A 20,601-nucleotide genomic window follows, 5' to 3' on the forward strand; every position below is an offset into this window, starting at 1 on the left:
ATCAAGCAATGAGTACCCAGAACCTGAAACGGCAAACCATCACCCCACCCCAATCCCAAGTGTTCTACGATAACTATCACTTTCCGCAAGCGACGCGTGTCGGGGACATGATCTGGGTTTCCGGCCAGGTCGGAATCGACGCCACAATGACACCGGGCAACGGTATCGAAGAGCAGGCGCACCTAGCCTTCCAAGGCTTGAAAATCGCCCTTGAGGCGGCGGGCGCGACCTTGGCGGATGTTGTCGAGCTGATGACATTTCATACTGAGCTTCAAGCTGACACGCACGCATTCATCCAGGTCAAGCACCAGTACTTCCCCGACCGGTATCCGTCATGGACCGCCATCGGCATCTCGCAACTGGCCCTTCCCGGGCTTCGCGTGGAAATTCGCGCCGTTGCGGTCGCGGGTTGCGGCGAAAGCTGATTTCACAAAAACATCGCGCCTCAGGCTGCCGAGGCGCGCGTCATGCCCTTTCTACCCCATCACAACAAGAGCAAGGACCTACCCATGGCTACCCTTATCGTGAGCTACCCCTTAACCGAAGATGCGAAATTCAACCGGGAGTACTACCTTTCCACCCACATCCCGCTTGCGCGCTCCGCATGGGGTGAGTTTGGACTGCAATCGGCCGAGCTCCTGTTTCCGGCCGTCGGTCCGCAGCCCTTGGCAGGCCTGGTGATTCTGCGCTTCAGCAATCAGACCGGAATCGATGCCGCGCTCACCTCCCCCAGGACGGCTGAGGTTCTCAGCGACGTGGCGAATTTCACCAATATCGCTCCAGTAATCTTCCGCGCGGACGACTGATGCATCGCGCGGCTGCCCGAGGGCCGCTGATGCGCCCTTCGGGAGAGCCCCGGTATCAAGTCTTGCATGAGTGCTTTCTTCAAATAAATTCCATATGCTGAGCCGCAAATAGCAAGTTGCAGCTTTTTCACTGCAACTGTTACTCCGATCAATTGAGCCAGCGAAAATTACCCATTTCCTATGCCTGATTCACGACCCCAGCCTCCCATGAACAACAGCTCTCAAGCGAGTGATAGCGAATCCGAACCAGTCTCCCGCCGGGGTCGGCCCGTAGGCGACCACAAGGCGAAACGGGCCGAGTTGCTGGCGGCGGCGATCGCGGTGATCGCACGCCAGGGCTATGCCGGAGCTTCGATGCGCAAAGTGGCGCAGCACGCCGGTTGCACGACGGGAGCGGTGACCTACTACTTCGCAAACAAGGAGGAGATGATCACCGCTGTCGCACAAAGCCTATTCGACCAGATCGATACTTTGCTGGAGAACAATCAGGAGCGAATCGATATCAAGGCTCTCATCGAACAATGGCTCGATTGGACGAACACCGACGAGCCGGACGCATGGCTCGCATGGCTCCAATTGCTTGGCTACGCAAGGCACGAACCGGCTTTCGCCGGCGTCATCAAGCAACGATATGCCCGGTTCCGCCAGGTGTTTACATCGGTCCTGCAGAGAGGGCAAAGCCAAGGCATTATCCGCGACGATATCCCCGCTGATTTGCTCGCCGATCAGCTCAGCGCGATCAGCGATGGATGGATGATGATGTTGCCGATCGAACCTGAACGGTTCGGTTCGAGCCGAGGTCAATCCCTTCTCGATGCCCTCATGACCTTGATCACTCCACCCCAACCGCAAAAACCATCTTCCAAGAGAAAGGCAGTCGCCAAGTAAAGCAGTTGACGCGCGCAGCTGAGATTGCTTTCACGGGCCGCGCGCGTCTCCAGGATCATTAGGTCGGGTCTGCATACCGCGCTTTCTTACAATGGCCATTAAATGGCACCGGCTGCCTTGTTCTGACCGCCCTATCCAGCAGCACACCTTCCCTCATCATGCCGCGGCCCACCCCACCGGAGCCGAGATCTGTGTCGTCCTCCACCCTTCTCAACACCAAACGCCCTTCTATTCTGCTTTGCACGGTTTCAAATGTGCTGTATTTTTACATAACAACTGTTATGTAAAAATACACAATAGATATGAGGCGAAGATGGATTCAGATAACGATGAATTGTCGCTGCCAGCGCGCCAGCGACGCTTGCTGCTGCAGGCGATTGGAAGCGCCACCCTAGTCGGCGGGATCGCACTGAGCGGGCGGGCCACGGCTCAGGTGCTACATGCCGGCCAGGAAGACGTCCTTGACGTAGCCATCATCGGGGCAGGATTGGCCGGCCTGACTTCGGCGCGGGACCTGCGCCGCGCTGGCTGCGAGTCTTTCGTCGTACTTGAGGCCCGGGACCGTGTGGGTGGGCGCACCTACAACCACGACCTAGGTAAAGGCGTTGTGTCAGAAGCCGGTGGCGAGTGGATCGGCCCCGGCCAGACGGCCATCTTCGACCTGGCCCGTGAACTCGAGATCGACACCTTCCCAACCTGGTACCAGGGCAATAACGTCTACCTGGTGGGAGACGCCAAATTCGAGCAGGACCTGACCAAAGGCCAGAACCCCAATGCCTCGATAGTCGAGAAGCTGAATGAACTGGCGCGGGGAGTACCTAGCAAGGAGCCATGGACCGCGACGGATGCGGCCGCCCTGGACAAACTGTCGGTCGGCGAGTGGCTGGCGCAGCAGGGAGTCAGCAATGAGAGCAAGCTCAGCTTCGATACCTCCATAGGCCTGACAACTGGTACCCCTCCCTCAGTCCTGGCGCTGTTGCACTACCTGTCCCTCATCAATTCCGCCGATTGCCGCATGGAAAAACTCGAGGGGTTCAAGGGTGGTGCCCAGGAAACTCGCTTCGTCGGTGGCTCACAGATCCTCAGTATCAAGATGACAGAGGCACTGGGTGACAAGGTCAAATTGTCCTGCCCGGTGCGCAAGATCGTCGGCTGGGACCGAGATGTGGTCGAACTGCATACCGACCAGGGCGTCTTTCGCGCTCGGCAGGTCATTGCTGCGCTGCACCCGGCCTTGTGCAATCAGATCAGCTTTGATCCGCCCCTCCCCAGCGGACGCGCGCAGTTACAGCACCTCTGGCCGTCCCATGCCCCCATGCGCAAAACCGTGCATGTCTACGAGCGTCCGTTCTGGCGGGACAAGGGCCTGAACGGCCAGATCACGCAAGCCGACGGACCGCTGATCCTGTCCTATGACAACTCGCCCCCGGATGGCAGCGTCGGTGTCCTCAGCGCCTTCGTCAGAAGCGGCCAATTGCCCCACGACGCCAAGCGCGCACAAGGCACCCTATCGGCCATTTATGCGCAAGCAATGGGCGACGAAGCGCTGCACCCCATCCAGTTCCACGACCACGACTGGGGCAAGGTCGATCCCTGGACCCTCACCTGCGTCGCATCGATACCACCCGGTTTTCTGACCAAATGGGGTCAGTACCTGAAACCGTCAGTCGGCCGCCTGATCTGGTCCGGCACTGAAACTGCCGATCTCTGGGCCAGTTCGATGGATGGTGCTATCCGTGCCGGCCACCGGGCTGCACTAGAGGCGCTCCAGACGCTGGTTCAACGCCGGAGGAGCGTGTGATGAAGCGAGCATTTGCGATGGGTGCGGTCGTAACAGTGGCGGTCTTGGCGGTATCGAGCGCGATATATGGCCCAGAGATGGTGGCGGGCTATCGTTTCATGGACGCCCTCGACCAGCATTATGCCAACTACGAGGCCAATGGCGGCGCCTGGCCACAGATCCAGGATTCCTGCGCACTTTGCCACGGGACCAATGGCCAGCCCCGGGACGCCCAGTACGCTTCTCTGGCCGGACTACCCGCGCCGTACATCGAAGCCCAGTTGCACGCCTTCGCCGAAGGGCGTCGACTCAGCCCGCAAATGACCCCGCTCGCGGCTAACCTGACTCCAGATCAAATCAAGTTCCTGGCGGACTATTTCGCGCGTCAGCAGCCGGAAAGGACAGAGGCCCCCAGCCGCGATGAAGCACTCGAACAACGCGGACAAGTCACAATCGCGACTAGAGGATGCACCGCCTGCCATGGCGAGGGTCTGTCGGGTAGCCCGCTCGCTCCCCGCATTGCGGGCCAGGGCGAACGCTATTTGATAGACCAGCTCACCGCCTTCAAGCAGGGGCAACGCAAGGACCCCAGCCAGGCCATGAACGCCATGACCAGCACACTCTCGGAGGAGGAGATCAGAGCCACGGCCCACTTCCTGGCCAACCAGAGGCCAGCTTCGACCCCGGAAGCCAAGTAATCCGTTGTTCGTGAAGGTGGGCATAGACGCTCACCTGCCCTACATTCCCATTCGAAAGACAGAACTCCCCGAATCTACAGAGAGGCCGGAGTCAAAGAATGAGCCGCCAGAAAATGGCGGCTCACTCCATGCAGCTCGCAAATCGGTTAGCGGGCCTGCACAAGCGACCGAGACGAACCGCCCATCGCGCGCGCCAGCGCGCCATAGGCGTAATACAGTTGGACCATAGTGTAAGACCAAGTGGTCAAGGCAAAGGTCATGAACACCATTTTGGTGTCGTCACCCGGGATCGGGAAGAAGTCATAGACGAGAGCCACGACCAGGGCGACCACAGCACCCACCGCCGTGGCCAGGGCGTGCAGGTTCTCTCGGGCACAAACCAGTTGCCAGGTGAAATACGCGAGATAAATCGTGTAGCCCGACCACATGATCACATAAAAATACGGGAGCGGCTCGCGAACGAAGTCAGCCAGGACGAGCACGAAGGTGGCAGCGAATGAAGTCGCGAATATCACGACATCCTTGGAAACCGATGGTTTGTAATTATGGGTGACCGCCATCAGACCAAGAGTGGCAACAATCGGTATACCGAACCCGCGGGAAAAGGCATCGAGAAAGAATGAGATGCTGTAGTTAATCTTCCACTCAGTGAGGAGGTATATCAGAAGATTCGACCCGGAGAAGGCAACGATCAGCCACTCGAAACCGAGCAGATAATTCTGTTTTTTAAGAAACTTGATCCCGTAAGTCACTCCGCAAAGCACCAACAGAACGCAAGCAAGCAACGCAAAGGTATCCCTGATTTCCATAGTAATAGCCTCTATCAAATACTGAACTCAATACATCACTTCGCTACAGGAGCGAGTGCCGCGAGATAATGGGCAAGTGCTTTGCGATCATCCGCGGACAACGTCGCGACAATGGCCGTCATAGCGCCCGACGAGTCCTTCCGGCGACCCTGCGCAAAGGCATTCAGCTGCGCCAGCAGATAGTCATGTCCTTGCCCGGCCAACCGCGGGAACTGGTCATGCCCCAACAGACCCTCACCATGACAAGCGGCGCAGCCCCCGCTCGCCACCAGCTTCTTGCCCTTCTCCTGCAGCGCGGGATCAGGCTTGAACGACCCGTTTTCAGCAGCAGGGCGCTTGGCGAAGTACTCCGACAGGAGTTGAATGTCAGCCTCGCTCAGGCTCAACGCCAGCGGGCCCATGTTCGGGTTGGCTCGCTCGCCGCTGGCGAAATGGCGCAGCTGAGTCGCCAGGTAGGGAGCCGGCTGGCCCGCGAGACTCGGGTAGCCCTGATGCAGCGAGTTGCCCCGGGCGCCATGACAACCGACACACGCATCGGTCAGGCGTGGCCACGGCCCACCATCAGCCTGCCGCGCCTCGCTGGACGTGCTGATGTGAGTCAGCAGGCGATAGAGATCGAGCAGATCCCGACCGTAAACAGCCAGCAGGCCGGCAACGACCGTAACAAATCCCAGCAAAATCCACTTCTTCATATTCACCTCCTATGCCCGACGCAGGGCGTTGAGGGCCTGTAGGGCGCTCTGGTGGCCCGAGCGCACGGCGCCATCCATGTAGCCGGCCCAGATATCGGCGGTCTCGGTACCGGACCAGATCAGATTGCCGCAGGCCGGCCGCAGCGCCTCGCCATGGGTGGTCCAGAATCCCGGAGGTATGGCCGAAATGCAGGTGATCGACCAAGGATCGTCACGCCCCCAATCCTGATCGTGGTAGGCCACGGGTTGCAGCGCTTTGTCTCCCCAGGCGCGCGCGTAGAGTTCCGTCAGGATGCGCTTCGCCGTTGCAGGGTCCGAGGGCAGATTGGCATTGGAGATGAAGGCGTTGATGACGCCCACTTCCCCATTGGCCGGCGAGTTATCCCAGGCCCAAATAATGGGACCGTTGAGCATGATGATGTGCCCATTCAGGCCTTTGTCGCGCCAGAACGGCCGGGAATACACCATGGCCGTCTTGCGCGCCGGGGAGTGCGCTGGCCAGGCACGCTGCAGAGCGGCACGCGCTTGCGGCAGGGGCGGATCGAACTGCACCTGGTTGCAGAGGGCTGGATGGATGGCCACGATAACCTTGCGAGCACGCACCAGCCCCTGGTCCGTGTGTAGCGTGACGACCTCGCGATCCCAGTCGGCAATCCTGCGGACCGGGCACTGCAAGCGCACCTTGTCCCCCAGTTGCCCGGCCATTCTGGTGCTGAGAATCTGCGAGCCGCCGACAAACCGAGTACCCTGGGCGCTGTCCTTGATCGAGTCGAGCTTTTCGTAATCACAGCTGGCTGAGTTGATCATGGACAGGAAATGCAAGAGCCCCATTTTGGCCGGGGTTACACCACCGCTCAGCGTCATGCTGGCATCCCAACCTGGCTGATCCTCGGGTTTGATGTTTTGCTGGGCCAGCCAATCGCCAACCGAAAGCTTGTCCAGCTCCGCTGCTTTCGGCGAATTCCAAGGCGCCCCCGAAGGCACATCGCGCGAAAGCTCGCTGAGCTTTCCAGCGACGGTCATATCAGTGCCGAAGGTTCCCTTGAGATCGACCTCAAGGCGGCCGTCGCCGCCGAGAATGACCGTGCTGCCTTCGTAGAAGCTAGGGAAGGTTCCCACCCCCAGCTGCCGCGCGAGATCCTCGACAGCAGTCTGGCCCGGCCCGATCCACTGGCCACCGACCTCGGAAACATGGCCGTTGCCCATGTCGAAATTGAGGGTTCGACCTCCCACGCGGTCCCGTGCCTCGAGGACCACGAAGGACTGGCTGCCGGCCAGCTGCAGGTCCCGGGCGGCAGTCAATCCAGCCAGGCCCGCGCCTATGATGGCGACATCCAGAACATCGCCCGCCTCGCCAGTGGCTGCACCGGCATGCGCCAGCCCCACTTTCAGGCCGAAACCTCCTACGGCCACGGAGGCACCGGCGAGTTTCAGAAATTGTCTACGTTTTGAATCGAGTCCGGTATCGGAGGTAGGCCTCTTGGCCATGGCTAATGCCTCACACAGCGGTTAATTGAGATCACTGACCAACAGATATTTCGCTCCGCAACAATTGGCGAAGCGAACATGATCAGTAGCATGGGAAACATCAGAACAACGATGATCAGCTACGCCGCTGTAGGGCCTTCCGGTTCGTCCACTCATCAAGAGCTTTGGCCGCCACAAGGCCAACATTCATGGCGCACCACTGCAGGGGTTCGGGAAGCATTGAAGGCGTCTTGTGGTGCAACGCCTCCAATAGCGGATTCTCGACACCACTGATTCGCTCGGCGAGTAGCAGCCCCATGAGCGATTGGGTAGCAACACCGTGCCCCGCACACCCAGCCGTGTAGAGGATGTTTTGCTGTGCCCCGGTTGCGCCCACCACCGGCAGAGCGTCGTACGCCATGCTGACGTAACCGCTCCAGCAGGATTGGATGCCAAGGCTGCGCAAGGTCGGAAAGCGCTCGTGCAGCGCCAGCGCCAATGCGCGATAGGCGCTGTCGTCCGGCACGTTGGGTGTCTTCGAGCCATAGACGTAACTGAGCTGCTTGGTGGTCAGCACCAGCGTGTTACGTGCAGTCAGGCGGTGACTCTCCATGGTTATATGCGGCGTCACAATGCCTTCGCGCCCTCGCCAGCCGAGCGATGACAACTGCGTCGCGGACAGCGGCCGGGTTTCGATCGCAGAAACACGGAACGGCGCGACCTTATTGCGCAGCAGGCCCAGTTGTGGTGTAAAGGCATTGGTGGCCAGCACCATGATTGGCGCACTCGCGCTACCGTGCGAGGTCTTGCAGGTGATGGTTCGCCCCTCGCTATAGGACAGCAGCGGTGTTTGCTCGTACAGCTTCACGCCCGCCTGAATCGCTGCACGGCGCAGTCCCAGTACGTATTTGCCCGGATCCAGTGTGCCGCCGTGCTGTGTGCAACCGAACAGGAAGGCTGGCGGAATCCCGCGTGCACGCATCTCGGCCTGATCCACGAAGCGCGTGACCGAACCCAGATCAAGCCCAACTTCCATGCTCTTGCGCAGTCGCTTTTCCTGCGAGGGATGAACGGCGGCGCGGATGAGCCCGGAAGGGTTGTAGTCGCAGTCGATGCCCAGCTCGATCAACCGCTTTTCCACATAGGGGACGCCTGCATCGTAGAAACGGACGATCTGCTTCGCCTGCTCGCGCCCCACTCGACTGACGAACAATTCAAACTCAAGCCCCATGCTGCCGGCAAGGTAGCCCGCATTGCGCCCACTTGCGCCAAAGCCGGCAAATTCTTGCTCGAGGACGATGACTTTGGCCCCGCGAGCCGTCAGCTCTAATGCGGTGGACAGGCCAGCGAAGCCGGCACCGACCACTATCACGTCGGCGCTGACATCGTCCTGTAGTTCTGGTTGCAGATCGTCCGGCTTATCCATCCACCCACCGAAGCGTCGAAACTGCCCCGGATCGGTGAGGGTTATGAGGTTTTCGTTGCGATGGTGGGTAGACATGGCGGGTTCTCCTAGCGAGTCAGAATATGGACAGCCACAGCGCCTTCCTCGATGCCGATGAGTCCCCCTCCGTTTTCCTGGATCGCATGGCGTGCGCCCTGGACCTGGCGAGCCCCGGCCTCGCCCCGCAGTTGGGTGGTCAGCTCGAACAACTGGCCAATGCCCGTTGCGCCGAGCGGGTGGCCTTTGGATTCCAGGCCGCCAGAGGGATTGATCGGTATCCGACCGCCCACGGTAAAATCACCGCGCTCGGCACAGATCCCGCCTTGCCCCAGGGGCGCCAGGCCAAGATTTTCCGATTGAATGATCTCGCCCATCGCGGAGGCGTCATGGACCTCGGCGACATGCATGTCCTGCGGGCCTAGCCCGGCGATCTCGTAGGCCTGAAGCGCGGCCAGGTGACTGACATGCTTCTCAGGTTCGGCCATGTCGCGAAGGGTGAAACTGCGAATCACGCTGGCGGCGATCCGCACGCAACGTTTGGGGTCGGCACCTATTCGTTTCAGGCCCGCCTCGGTGCAGATGATCGCGGCTGCAGCGCCGTCGGTCATCGGTGCGCACATCGGCAAGGTGATCGGATAGGTGATGGGTGGCGCGGCCAGCACCTCTTCGATGGTGAAGGGCTTGCGAAACTGCGAATAGGGGTTGTGCACCGAGTGATTGTGGTTCTTGGCGCACACCGCGGCGATCTGGCGCTGGGTGGTGCCGTAGGTCTTCATGTGCCAACGGCACATGGCCGCGTAGATGGCCATGAACTTGCTGTACGGTCGATCGGACTCGGAGCCCGCCGGAAGGACGATGCCCTCCCCCATCCTCACTAGCGTCGCGTAGTTCTCCTCGGCGGTGGAGACGTCCCAGCCAGCCTCGAACAGGGCAAGGGTTTTCATCTTGTCGGGTACGACCATCTTCTCGGCGCCCAGGGCCAGCGCCACGTCGGTGGCGCCAGCGCGCAGGCTCTGCACCGCCAGATGAACGGCGGTACTGCCCGAGGCGCAAGCGTTTTCGACGTTGTAGATCGGCACCCCTTCAATGCCGATCTTGCTGCAAACCACCTGCCCGGGGATCGACAGCTGCCCCTGCAAGTGGCCGTTGGTGATGCCGGCGTAGAAGACGGCACCGATATCGGAGCGTTGGGCGCGGGCATCCGCCAGCGCACCATTGAGTGCCTCCAGGGCCATCTCCTGGAGGCTGCGGTCCGGATGGCGCCCGAACTCGGTCATGGCGATGCCGGCAATATAGATTGGTTCCATCAGATGACTCCTGGACTTCAGATTTGCCGTTTAGCGTCTTGCCAATAACGGGCACGCAGGTCTTTCTTCAGCACCTTGCCGACCGGGCTGCGCGGTAGGGACAGCACTATGTCCACCGTCTTGGGTGCCTTCACCGAGCCCAGCTGTTCCTTGCACAGGGCAATCAGCGCTTGCGCGTCGACGGTTTGACCCTCGTTCAACTCGATGACGGCCTTGACCGCCTCGCCCCACGTCTCGTCCGGCACACCGATCACCGCACAGTCGCGCACAGCGGGATGCCCCCAGATCACCTGCTCGACCTCGCTCGGATAGACGTTGAAGCCACCCGAAATGATCATGTCCTTCTTGCGGTCGGTGATATGCAGATAGCCATCGGCATCGAGATGACCGATATCGCCGGTATGCAGCCAGCCATCGATGATGGTTTCGGCGGTCTTCTGCGGGTCCTTGTAATAGCCCTTCATGATGAGATCGCCGCGTACGCAGATCTCACCAGTTTCTCCCTGCGGCAGAATCACGTTATCGTCGTTCATGATCTCGACGCGAACCAGGGGATTGGGTCGGCCGACGGAGGACAGCCGCTCATCACCCGCAACATGTCCATCTACAAAGTGCTCGCCCGGCGTCAGATGCGCGATGGCGCCTGGTGCTTCGGTCTGCCCGTAGCCTTCCATCATGACTGGCCCAAAGACCTCGATCGCCTGGCGCAGCTTCTCGACCGACATCGGCGCCGCACCGTAGAGGAAGTAGCGTAGTGACGAGAAGTCGACCTTCTTGTTCAGATCGGGAATGTCCAGCAGCCGATAGATGACGGTCGGCGGCAGGAAGAACTCAGTCACCTTGTACTGCGGGATCGCCGCGAGCAGCAGTTGCGGTTCTGGCTTAGTGATTACGACAACCGTACCGCCCCTGGCCGTGCAGGGCATGGACAGCATGCCGGCGGTGTGGGTCATCGGTGCCGCGGCCAGATTCACCGGCCTGGCGTTGGCCGGATAAGGGGTATTGATCATGAAGTGCGCAAAGCTGGTCTGCACGCTGCGATGCGTGTTCATGACGCCCTTGGGCAAGCCCGTCGTACCGCCTGTGGGACCAACCCAGATTACGTCTTCCGGATCAACGTCCACCTGTGGGTCGGTTGCCGGCTGCTGCGCGACGAAGTGCTGAAGAGACTCGGCACCTTCCACCTCGCCGTCGATGCAGATCCACCGGCGTATCTTGGGCAACTGCGGCCGCAGGGCAACAATCACCTCGGTAAACTCGCGCTGAAAGAACAGGATCTCGCAGTCGAAGGCGTCCAGCACGTAACGGTTTTCCTCGGGCGCGTTGCGCGCGCCCACCGGAATCCAGCACAGATTGGCGCGCCACAGGCCCAGCGCACAGAGCCAGGCCGTCACATCGTTAGCCGCCCAGACCGCGCCCTTGACTCCGGACCCGAACCCCTGCGCGAGGAGCGCGTTGGCGATGCGGCAGGACAGTTCCCCCGCTTCAGTAAAGGTCGTGACCTTGCCGTCCTGGATGTAAGCCGCGCCGTGCGGATTGATCCGCCAGCCACGATCGAAAAAATCAATAATCGCCATCTTTGTCACTTCACAGTTGGGTAATGGTGGCGCGTGCCAGGCCGCGCTGCTCGAGGAAGCCGAGCATGTAGCGGTGACCGAATGCCTTGGAAGACGAGGCGAAACCCACCTTGGCGACGTCGTTGTCCAATAGCTTGGTCACTGCCGCGGCTTGCAGGGCGCCGGTGGCGATGTAGGGGGTGATGCCGTGCACGGTCGCACGGACTGCCGTCAGTTGACCGCGGCCGATCGCGAAGTCCACTGTGCGCTGCAGGGTGCTGCGCTCACGAGGTGGCATGCTGGGCGTGGTCGAATCCACCAGACTCTGGATCACCTCATCCTGCTGTTCCTTCGGCAGGTGCTTGTATTCGGCTTCCCACTTCTGCCCCAGCGCGTGGACGCTCTTCATCACAGGGTTGTCGTAGAAGCCGACGCAGGACATGCAGCTGCGCACACGCGCATCCTGCTCGAAATACACTGGCAGCGAGGTTCCTCCCCAGGGCAGGCAGAACACCGACTCCATCAGATTGGGGCAAACGATGTTGAAGCTGGCGTTGGGCGCATACGGAACCAGCGCCTTGTCCCACAGATAGGAGCCCTGATGGCGAAAGCCTTCGAAGATGGTGGCGGTGGAGCCCACGGTCACACCGGCGGCACCGACACGCGGCCCACGGGTCAGAGTCGCGGTTTCCAGAGAGTCCACACCAGGGGTTTCCAGGGCCAGCTCGGCAGCGATCTCGGCGAAGGTGTACATGTAGGCGAGCGACGGCGACAGCAGCAGGCCGGCCTGGCGGAACAACTCGCCGAAATCATCACGCAGTGCACGAATGTGCTCCTGCTCACCGGCAGGGTCCAGGTAGTGACAGCCGGCCTTGAGCGCGGCCTCGACCGCCACCTTGCCGAAATTGACGAACGGGCCGACGGTGTTGCAGACCACGCGCGCGCCCTTGAACACCTTTACAAGCGCTTCGACCTCGTGCGGGCACTCGATGATTTCATATTTGGCCGACTCCAGGCCGACGACGCGTTGCGCCATCATTTCCTGGGCACGACCGGCGTTGCGCGCCACAGCAGTGAAAGGAATGTTCTGGTCGATCAGCCAGTCCATGGTCAGCATGCCGGTGTAACCACTGGCGCCATAGACAACGACAGGATATTTGGCCATCTCGTGTTCCTCGCTTTCTTATTGGATGATTTTTACAGTGTGGGTTTTGTCGGCTCAGCCTTGGGCCCAGCCTTCGGCGTAGAGCTGCTGGGCCAGCAACCCCAGGCGCATGGTCAGGACACGGTTTTCACCGTCCTCGATCAAAGCGGCCTGTGTGTCTCGCAACAGCTTTTCGATCGGGTATTCGCGCGTGGTCCCGTTACCCCCGAACAAGCGGAAGGCTTCCTCGACAACGGCCAACGCTTCTTCAGTCACCGTGACCTTGGCGGAGGCAGTGGCGTAAGGGTGGGTTTGCGGCGACAGACGAGCAAAGCTCAGCGAACGACGAGCCACGGCGCGGGCGGTCTCTACGCGGCGCAACATTTCGCCCAGACGCAGGCGCGTCATCTGATGGTCAATCAACATCCGACCGCCCTGGCGACGCTCATGGCAGTATTGCAGCGCATACTCGAAGGCTGCCCGAGCGACGCCAGTGAAGACTTGGCTCATGTGAGTACCGGCATAGGACCAAGAAGAGCTGACGGCGCCGTAGTAGGCATCCCGCTCGGCGATGGCAAAGCGTCGAGGTACCCGCACACTGTCAAAATAGATCTCACCCTGAGGCAAGGAACGCTGCCCGATCTTGTCCAGCGGCTTGCCCTTGGAAACCCCCTTGAGGTCCAGAGGGATGACCACGGCGATGCCATGGGGCAGTCCGTTGCTATCGAAAAAGCCGTCGCCGTAGTCGGCGCACATCAGGCCAAAGGCGACCTGCGCTACTGCGCCATTGGACACCCAGGCTGAGCTCTGTCCATTGATGATGATCTCGTCGCCGACGACCTTTGCGGTCAGGTTGCCGATGTTAGCCTGCTGCCCCGCTGGCCAATCGCGCGCTATATCGAAGAGTTGATTGTCGCTCCCTCGATCCGGCTGGGTGGCCATCCAGCAACCGATTCGGCCCTGACAAAGCTCCACCAGTTCAGCATTGCCGGCAGCGGTCGCCATCTGTAGCGGGAAACCGGCACAGCCGAGAGAAACCGCCAGACCTGCATCACCCCAGCCAAGCTCTTCACCGATCAGGGATTCGATCCGCACCGCCATTTCCGGCGGCAGCTCCGCCAGCAGCGCGGGATCCAATCCCAGCTTGGCGTACTCACTGAAGAGTGAGTAATAAGGCGAGCCAGGAGCGATGACCTCCTCGGCTTTCATCCGGTCCAGTTCACGACCCAGCGGCCGCAGCACCTCCTTAGAGAAACGGTGTACCGAGGCCTGGATCGCTGCTTCTTCTTCGCTCAGGGGGGGCTCGAAACCGGACAATCCGGCAGCCGGCAACGTCATGGTGGATTTGAGCGTAATCATCAGAGCACCCTCGCCGGAACCGGCCCGCAAGTCATTGGCTGGCGACCGCTCAGGCAGTTGAGTTCGATAGTGGATGGGGCCTTTGGCGTTTCGCCCAGAAAGCCTCTGGCGACGGCGAAGCCGTCGTTCGGACAGGAACCAGCCTTGGAATCTTTCATGTTCGACCTCCTGGGGGCCTTTTGTTGTTTTGTCGACTTTAACAAGGAGTTTTATTTTGCGCAACGACCGTTATGTTAATAATAATCGGGCACAAGACTTTCCCTGAAAGCGAGCCCTTATGGTTCGCCAGTCGTTCAACCGGGAGAAGGAAGGCCCAGCGCAGGCACCACCTGACAAAAGGGCCAAAAACACGAGCTGCCCCGCTCACCGAACGGGTTCCTGACATGCAGGGGAGCAACGGACACTTGCGCGCAGATAAATCCGCTATACAGCGGTACCCCGAAAGGACGCCCTGGCTAAAGCGCCTTTGAAGAGAGCATTTCCTGAATCGTCTGAGTGGCTTCTCGAGTTCTGCCCGCGAGCTTCTTCACTTCATCTGCCACTACGGAAAATCCGCGCCCCGCATCACCGGCTCGTGCCGCTTCGATTGCTGCATTGAGGGCGAGCATGTTGATCTGGTCAGTGATGCTCTTGATCACATTCACGATCTGCGAAATCTGTTCGTAAGTCGCCTGCATGCCAGCCAACTCCCGCGCGCGTATCATTTGGGCAAGCTTTTCGTCCGAGATATCACGTACGGCCCCGATGATGCGGCGGAGCCTGCCACTGCGATCCATCACGCCCTGGCCCCTTTCGCGGTACCAGATATCGCCTTTGAATTTGTGCCTCATTCGGTACTCGACCGTATAGCCTGAGGAAGGGTCTGCGGTATTGAGGTATTCCGTCACCACCTTCATGACATGCTTCAGATCATCCGGATGGACGATTGAAAAATACCCCTCCCAGTCATCCTTGAAATCCTGTTCCGAATAGCCCACGAGTTCGCGGAACTGCTTCGACCAGTGAAGCTGGTTTTCAGGGTGATCCGGATTTCCGTCAACAATAGACAGCTCCCAGCAAACCTCTGTGAGCGCATTCTTGGTCACTTCCCAGACCTGTTCCTTTTCCCTGCATGAAACCAACTGCTCATTCAGATCAGACAGCTTCAGGTTGCTCTTCTTGATCTCACATTGAAGCTGGTGCATTTCATCCCGAGCGGCTTGCAGAGAATTTTTCAAATCATTGACCAGGGCACTTTCAGAGTCATCTGGTCTCTGACCAGCACTGTTATGCTCCTGATGGTTGAGCCGCCGCTCCAGCCCATCGAAGCTGTCAGCCAACCATGGATATTTGCTGATCAAACCGCCTTGGAAATCGGGGGCGGGCTGACCACTCAACAGCGACGATATTCGAGAGCTGACTTCTTCAGCCAGCCGCTTCAACTTTCTTCCCGAAAACATGGGCCCTCCTTAAAAACAGTCGAATTCATGATTGGGCTGATCTAAAAAAAAGGGGCCGGACGCCGGATCACGACGAGGCCCCTCAAAGGGAGGAATCAAAATCAGCTATAGGGTCACAGCACAGAGTCAACAACTCGCCGGACTCGCGATGCCTCGATAGTTGCCATTACCTGGGTTGTACCGCTACCACACCGCGTCGAGAAAACAGAACGGGATAATCGTTGTCGTTGAGTAGCGCAGCCGTCAGCGAAACGCCATCGGGCGTCTTCTGCTCCTGGAAACTCCCTCCTCCATCGCTGCTGCGCACCATCAGCCCATCAAGACCCACCGCGACTACCTGCTTACCAGACACGGCGATGGCCGTGATCGAGCTTTTGCTCTCCAGAGGCACACGTTGCCAAACCTGTCCGTCTGCGAAACCATGCAGCAGCGTGCCGCGCTGGCCACCTACCAGCAGGGAGCCATCGGCCAACACCGCTCCCGACCATAGCGTGCCCTCATAACCTGTATCCAGATATCGCCAGCTTTTCCCATAGTCATCAGAACGCAACACTTGGCCACGTTCGCCAGTGGCATAGACGCTGCCGCGAGCATCGGCAAAAAGCCCCATCAAGTTGAGGTCGGCACGGCTATATCCCGGTGGAGCTTTCAGCGACTGCTCATTCCAGGTTTTTCCGCCGTCGTCGGTCGTCAACACCAATGACCAAAGGCCTACGGCGACACCCTGTTGGGCATTGAAGAAATGCACAGCGAACAATGGCCGATCCTCATTGCTGGACAGTCGTTGAATCTTCCAGGAATCGCCGCCATCGTTGCTGGCCAGAATCGCTCCCCAGTGACCGACCGCCCATCCTTGCCTGGAATCGACGAATGCAACACCGGTCAGTGGCGTAGACAACGGTACCGAGCTTGCCTGATGGAAGCTTTTCCCTAGGTCATCGGACAGCAACACTATGCCATGATCGCCAACGGCGACCACCCGTCCCTTTGCCCATGCAGCACCCAGCAAGGTGGCCTGCGTGGCGTTGCTCGAAAGGACTGCCGGCACAACCTCCAATGCAGATGCCTGAAGTGTGATGAGCGATAGCACTACAACGAGCAGAGTCCCCATGAATGAATTCATATATTGCATATTGCTCTCCTCAGTGCGCCAGTGCGCCAACCATGCGCACAGCGCGTTTACGCGGGAACACCCGCTCGAGGCAGACTGCGAAAGCCGGCAACACGGTCATGGCCATGACCATGTTGACCATGAACATGAACGCGAGCAGCTTGCCCATATCGGCCTGGAACTTGAGGTCGGAGAACGCCCAGGTGGCGACGCCGATTGCCAGGGTAATCGCGGTGAAGATGGTTGCCACACCGACTTCGAGCAAGGCGTGCTCGACAGCCTTGGCGATCGGCTGGCCATGGGCCTGATGCAGTTGCATGCGGTTATAGATGTAGAAGGCATAATCAACACCGATGCCAACTGCCAAGACCATCACCGGCAGCGTCGCAATGGTCAGGCCGATCTGCAGTTCCTTCATGAACCAGTAGCCAATAAAGGTGCCAATAGTCAGAGGAAGGCAGCATACCAACACAGCGCGCAGATCCCGGTAGACAACAAACACCAGCAACGCGATTGCGGCATAGACATACAACATCATTGGTGTCTCGCTCTTTTCAACCTCCTCGTTGATAGCTGCGATCACCCCTGCATTGCCCGAGGCCAGTCGCACAGTCACACCAGGCATCGGGAATTCGGTACGAAAGGTCTTGGCGGCTTCGATCACCTTGTTGATAGTCGTAGCCTTGTGGTCTGCCAGATATAGGTTTACGGCGGCCATGCTGCAATCGGAGCGCATGATCCCCGGAATACGGGCAACTTCGGTAGCCAACGAGGAATAGTTCGCCGAATCGATAGGGACCGCGTTCATTTTCGGATTGCCTTCGTTATAGCCCTCGTTGAACTGGCGCATGCTGGAGGAGAAAGCGGCAACCGACAGCACACCGGGTATGCCCTCCATTGCCCACACGAAGCGGTCCTGGTACTGGCCCAGGGCGACATTTTCGCAGGCAACGGAAGCACCTTCACCGGACTTCCCTGGATTGACCTCGAAGACGACACTTAGCCAATCCAGGCCAATGTCGTAGTTGCTGGCGATGGCCACTGCATCACGGTTGAAGCGGGAATCCTCACGCAACTCCGGCGCGCCTGCCTGCAGGGAACCAACGACTCGGTCATGGCTTTGCCAGACTGCCGCGAGGAAGACTAGCAGAGCAACGCAAAGCACCCATTTCCCATTACGCCATTCGGCAAGCCTGGCCAGTCCATGCAACCAACGAGCACGTCGCTGACGGGAGATTTCCTCGGCCGCCGCATAGTCACCGTCGACTCGCAACATCGACGCCACCAATGGCAGCATCACCAGGTTGGTGATGATTTTGTAAGACACACCGAGCGAGGCGGTGATGGCTAACTCGCGCACCATCGGGATCGGGATCAACACCAGCGTCACAAAGGAAACAAAAGCTGTCACCAGTGCCAACGTGCCGGGGATCAGCAAACCGCTGAAGCTGGAACGCGCCGCCTCCTCGACACTTTTGCCAAGGGCGATTTCCCGCACGATGAAATTGATTTGCTGCACCCCATGGGACACGCCGATGGCGAACACCAGAAAGGGCACCAACACCGCAAGTGGATCAAGGCCATAGCCAAGCAGGCGTAGACTGCCGAACTGCCAGACCAATGAAGCCAATGAACACCCCAGTGCCAGCAGAGTGAAACGTACGGAGTGGCAGTACCAGTAGACCGCAGCGGCCGTCAGCAGCAATGCCAGCAGGCAAAACTCCAATACTGCAGACGCTCCGTCGGCGATATCACCGATTTGCTTCGCAAAGCCGATGATCTGAATTTCGAAATCGCCGTCCTCGAACTGCTGACGAATTTGTTTTTCCAGGACCTGGTTGTAGGCCACGTAGTCCAACCGCGTGCCAGTGGCATCGAACTCGTTGAGCTCGACTGTTATCATCGCGCTGTTCTGATCCCGCGAGACCAACGTGCCGATGAAGCCCCCCTGAGCCGTCGAATCGGCGATCCTGGCGATGGTTTCATCATCGAGGCGTTCGGGGGTTACCGTACCGGGTACCAGCGGATCAGCACGGAAGCCCTCTTCGGTTATCTCGTTGACGAAAGCGTTGGGCGTCCACAACGAACGCACGCTGCTGCGCGAAACACTGGGCAGAAAAATCACCGCCTGAGTTACGTCATACAGCCGCTTGAGACCAGCCTTACTCCAGATCTTACCTTCACGGGGCTTGACCACAATAGTCAGGCGATTTGCCCCCAGCAGGTCATTGCGATACGCCTTGAAAGTTTCTACGTATTCATGACCTATGGGCAGCTGCTTTTCAAAGCCGGCATCCATACGCAGTTGCACGGCAAACCAGGCCATGATCAAAGTGAGGATGCCTAGACTTGCCAGCACTAGCCGGCGATGTCCAAACAGCCATTTCTCAATGCGCGGCAGCACGCCGCGCCTCCCCTTAATGGGCATCTCTACAGAATTGTTCACAACATGCCTCACAGAGTGCGCGAAACCACGAAACCGACATAGTCGCGATCACCCAACATTTGATCGTAGGGGGTATCGCCCCCCATGAATTTCGCGTAATTGAAAGAGACCTGCCAACTCGCGGGGTTACGCACGAAGTTCAGGTACAGGTTCATGCTGCTTGCGCCCTCGGTAAAGGTTGCAGACGCATTAGGTGTTCGTCCTCCCAGCGACCGCGAATAGAAGATCCCTGGCGTGACCTGCCAACCCGCAAGTAAAGTATTGTCGTAAGTAAGACTGAGATCGAGATTGATGCCCGATGAGGTTTTGTCGCCCTTGGCCGTCGGCGGCGTCGCTGGATCCAGCTGCCAGGTGTTCAAACCGGCGGAGATCAGCTCACCGTTGTAATCATCATGCAGGCCCGGATACTTCACGACCACCAACTCAGACAGCAGGGTGCCCGTACTGGCGCCAGTGAAATCGAGCAGTGAGGGCGAGTTGGAGGGTGTCAGGCTGTATAGGCCGGTCAGGTGCCATTGGAATTTTTTCTCGTCCTTCCAGCATTTACCGCCATTGTTCGCACAAAGATCGATAACAGGGTTGAGTGGCACCGCATCCTTGGGACGGTAGGACAACTCCGTACCGACAGCCCAGTCACCAATTGGCATGTTGGCGCTGATGCCATAGAGCATACGGTCTTCCGGATATACCCACTTTTGCGCAAGGGCAAAGGTCTGAGGATCGAGTACTTGCACCGTCAGCGATGGCAATTTTTCGTGATAGCGCATCACATAAAGGCCGAGATTGAGATCGGTGTTATCCGGTTGCCAGCGCAGCGAGATGCCCCACTGGCCACTATCGCGAGCGTCCTTATCGTCGAACCCATAAGTCTTCATGCCCTCGCCGAGCCCGTGAGTAGTCGACCAGTAACTGCCCACCGGCGGCAGTTCGCTCTTGTTCCAGCCAAACTGATAGTAGGCCTCAATGTTCAGGCCCGATCCCAGACCCGAAGCGAGGCTGAGCATCGGGGCCGGCAGTACGGCTTCCTTGAGCTGGACACCAGGACGCGCAAGGGCCTGGTAGTCGTAAGCGTTGGTGTTGTTGATGCCACCCACCACGAACAGACTCTCGCCCCAGTTGATCACTTGGTTGCCCAAGCGAGCTCGGACGCGCTGGTCGCCGACATCGAAGCTCTTGCTCACCCACAGGTCGAGCAGGCGAGCCTTGAATTCGAGGTCGTCACGAGCGTCATTGGTAAGCCCGTCGCTGCCAACACCCGGGGGCGCGTTGAAAGACAGGGCACCGGTGGTATCGGTGGCGGCGAAGTCACGAATCCAGCTCCCACGCGCCATGAAGGTGAAGTCCTCTGGTAACTTCAGCAGCAACTCATGGGAGCCTTTGACGTAGTTGGTGAACAGGTCGCCCTTGTCATAATTCATGTTGCCCTGGTCACCAATGCCTGAGGTTTGTGCCAGGCAGCCACTAGGCGGGTTGTGTCCGGTGGCACCGGTGTTGATCAGATTGCAGGATGGCGACTCGGTGCGCAGGCCCATGCCCATGGCGATGGTAGAGTCGAATGAACCACGGATATTTTCGGTTTCAAAAGTAAACCCCATGGCCAGGGGGGTCGCACACACAATGACAAGGCCTGAGGCTTTCGTAATTATTCTTTTCAT

General features: G+C 59.2%; 17 protein-coding genes and 2 pseudogenes. 5 read left to right on the forward strand and 14 right to left on the reverse strand.

The features are described 5' to 3' along the window. The first annotated feature begins 8 nt into the window (after nt 1-8). From MEB48_RS03515 to MEB48_RS03535, 5 genes are all read left to right on the forward strand, one after another. Nucleotides 9-425: a RidA family protein gene (locus tag MEB48_RS03515; RefSeq protein WP_237881885.1), complete on the forward strand. Its 417-nt coding sequence runs from the start codon at nt 9-11 to the stop codon at nt 423-425. An 84-nt stretch (nt 426-509) separates the two neighbouring features. Further along, a complete protein-coding gene (locus MEB48_RS03520) occupies nt 510-806 on the forward strand; it encodes an EthD family reductase (RefSeq protein WP_237881887.1) in 297 nt (98 codons plus the stop codon). A 207-nt stretch (nt 807-1,013) separates the two neighbouring features. Beyond that, the gene (locus MEB48_RS03525) at nt 1,014-1,694 is read left to right on the forward strand and encodes a TetR/AcrR family transcriptional regulator (RefSeq protein ID WP_237881889.1); all 681 of its coding nucleotides are present in this window, start codon (nt 1,014-1,016) and stop codon (nt 1,692-1,694) included. Nucleotides 1,695-2,007: 313 nt separating this feature from the next. Further along, nucleotides 2,008-3,495, forward strand: a complete 1,488-nt coding sequence (locus MEB48_RS03530) for a flavin monoamine oxidase family protein (protein ID WP_237881891.1) — start codon at nt 2,008-2,010, stop codon at nt 3,493-3,495. Further along, nucleotides 3,495-4,172, forward strand: a complete 678-nt coding sequence (locus MEB48_RS03535) for a c-type cytochrome (protein WP_237881893.1) — start codon at nt 3,495-3,497, stop codon at nt 4,170-4,172. Before MEB48_RS03530 ends, MEB48_RS03535 begins: the two co-directional genes overlap by 1 nt. Before the next feature lie 146 nt (nt 4,173-4,318). On the opposite strand, the gene MEB48_RS03540 is transcribed toward MEB48_RS03535, so the two are convergent. The 14 genes and pseudogenes from MEB48_RS03540 to MEB48_RS03605 all read right to left on the reverse strand — a co-directional run bounded on the left by MEB48_RS03540 (nt 4,319) and on the right by MEB48_RS03605 (nt 20,601). After that, entirely contained in the window at nt 4,319-4,981 is a 663-nt protein-coding gene (locus MEB48_RS03540) for a hypothetical protein (RefSeq protein WP_237881895.1), read from the reverse strand. A 35-nt stretch (nt 4,982-5,016) separates the two neighbouring features. After that, nucleotides 5,017-5,673 (reverse strand): c-type cytochrome, encoded by a 657-nt coding sequence (locus MEB48_RS03545; protein WP_237881897.1) that lies wholly within the window; start codon nt 5,671-5,673, stop codon nt 5,017-5,019. A 9-nt stretch (nt 5,674-5,682) separates the two neighbouring features. Further along, nucleotides 5,683-7,161, reverse strand: coding sequence for a flavin monoamine oxidase family protein (locus MEB48_RS03550; protein ID WP_237881898.1), 1,479 nt, complete (start codon nt 7,159-7,161; stop codon nt 5,683-5,685). Between the two features lie 115 nt (nt 7,162-7,276). After that, a complete protein-coding gene (locus MEB48_RS03555; protein WP_237881900.1) occupies nt 7,277-8,641 on the reverse strand; it encodes an NAD(P)/FAD-dependent oxidoreductase in 1,365 nt (454 codons plus the stop codon). 11 nt (nt 8,642-8,652) lie between these two features. Next, nucleotides 8,653-9,891, reverse strand: coding sequence for a thiolase family protein (locus tag MEB48_RS03560; RefSeq protein WP_237881902.1), 1,239 nt, complete (start codon nt 9,889-9,891; stop codon nt 8,653-8,655). Nucleotides 9,892-9,908: 17 nt separating this feature from the next. After that, entirely contained in the window at nt 9,909-11,468 is a 1,560-nt protein-coding gene (locus MEB48_RS03565; protein ID WP_237881904.1) for an AMP-binding protein, read from the reverse strand. A gap of 10 nt (nt 11,469-11,478) precedes the next feature. Beyond that, nucleotides 11,479-12,612 (reverse strand): saccharopine dehydrogenase family protein, encoded by a 1,134-nt coding sequence (locus MEB48_RS03570; RefSeq protein ID WP_237881906.1) that lies wholly within the window; start codon nt 12,610-12,612, stop codon nt 11,479-11,481. A gap of 54 nt (nt 12,613-12,666) precedes the next feature. Continuing rightward, on the reverse strand, nt 12,667-13,950 hold the full coding sequence (locus tag MEB48_RS03575; protein ID WP_237881908.1) for an acyl-CoA dehydrogenase family protein: 1,284 nt from the start codon (nt 13,948-13,950) through the stop codon (nt 12,667-12,669). Beyond that, entirely contained in the window at nt 13,950-14,108 is a 159-nt protein-coding gene (locus MEB48_RS03580; protein WP_237881911.1) for a hypothetical protein, read from the reverse strand. The genes MEB48_RS03575 and MEB48_RS03580 overlap by 1 nt, the downstream gene beginning before the upstream one ends. 315 nt (nt 14,109-14,423) lie before the next feature. After that, nucleotides 14,424-14,636: pseudogene (locus MEB48_RS29320) on the reverse strand (methyl-accepting chemotaxis protein); the annotation flags it as partial. Between the two features lie 30 nt (nt 14,637-14,666). Then, nucleotides 14,667-15,389: pseudogene (locus MEB48_RS29215) on the reverse strand (PAS domain-containing protein); the annotation flags it as partial. A 166-nt stretch (nt 15,390-15,555) separates the two neighbouring features. Continuing rightward, nucleotides 15,556-16,521, reverse strand: a complete 966-nt coding sequence (locus MEB48_RS03595) for a WD40/YVTN/BNR-like repeat-containing protein (protein ID WP_237881913.1) — start codon at nt 16,519-16,521, stop codon at nt 15,556-15,558. A 10-nt stretch (nt 16,522-16,531) separates the two neighbouring features. Continuing rightward, a complete protein-coding gene (locus tag MEB48_RS03600; protein ID WP_269137380.1) occupies nt 16,532-18,928 on the reverse strand; it encodes an efflux RND transporter permease subunit in 2,397 nt (798 codons plus the stop codon). A gap of 26 nt (nt 18,929-18,954) precedes the next feature. Next, nucleotides 18,955-20,601 carry a DUF1302 domain-containing protein gene (locus MEB48_RS03605; RefSeq protein ID WP_330932689.1) on the reverse strand — a complete coding sequence of 549 codons (1,647 nt, stop codon included), beginning with the start codon at nt 20,599-20,601 and terminating at the stop codon, nt 18,955-18,957.

This window comes from Pseudomonas sp. PGPR40 (assembly GCF_022014505.1).
Taxonomy (GTDB): Bacteria; Pseudomonadota; Gammaproteobacteria; order Pseudomonadales; family Pseudomonadaceae; genus Aquipseudomonas.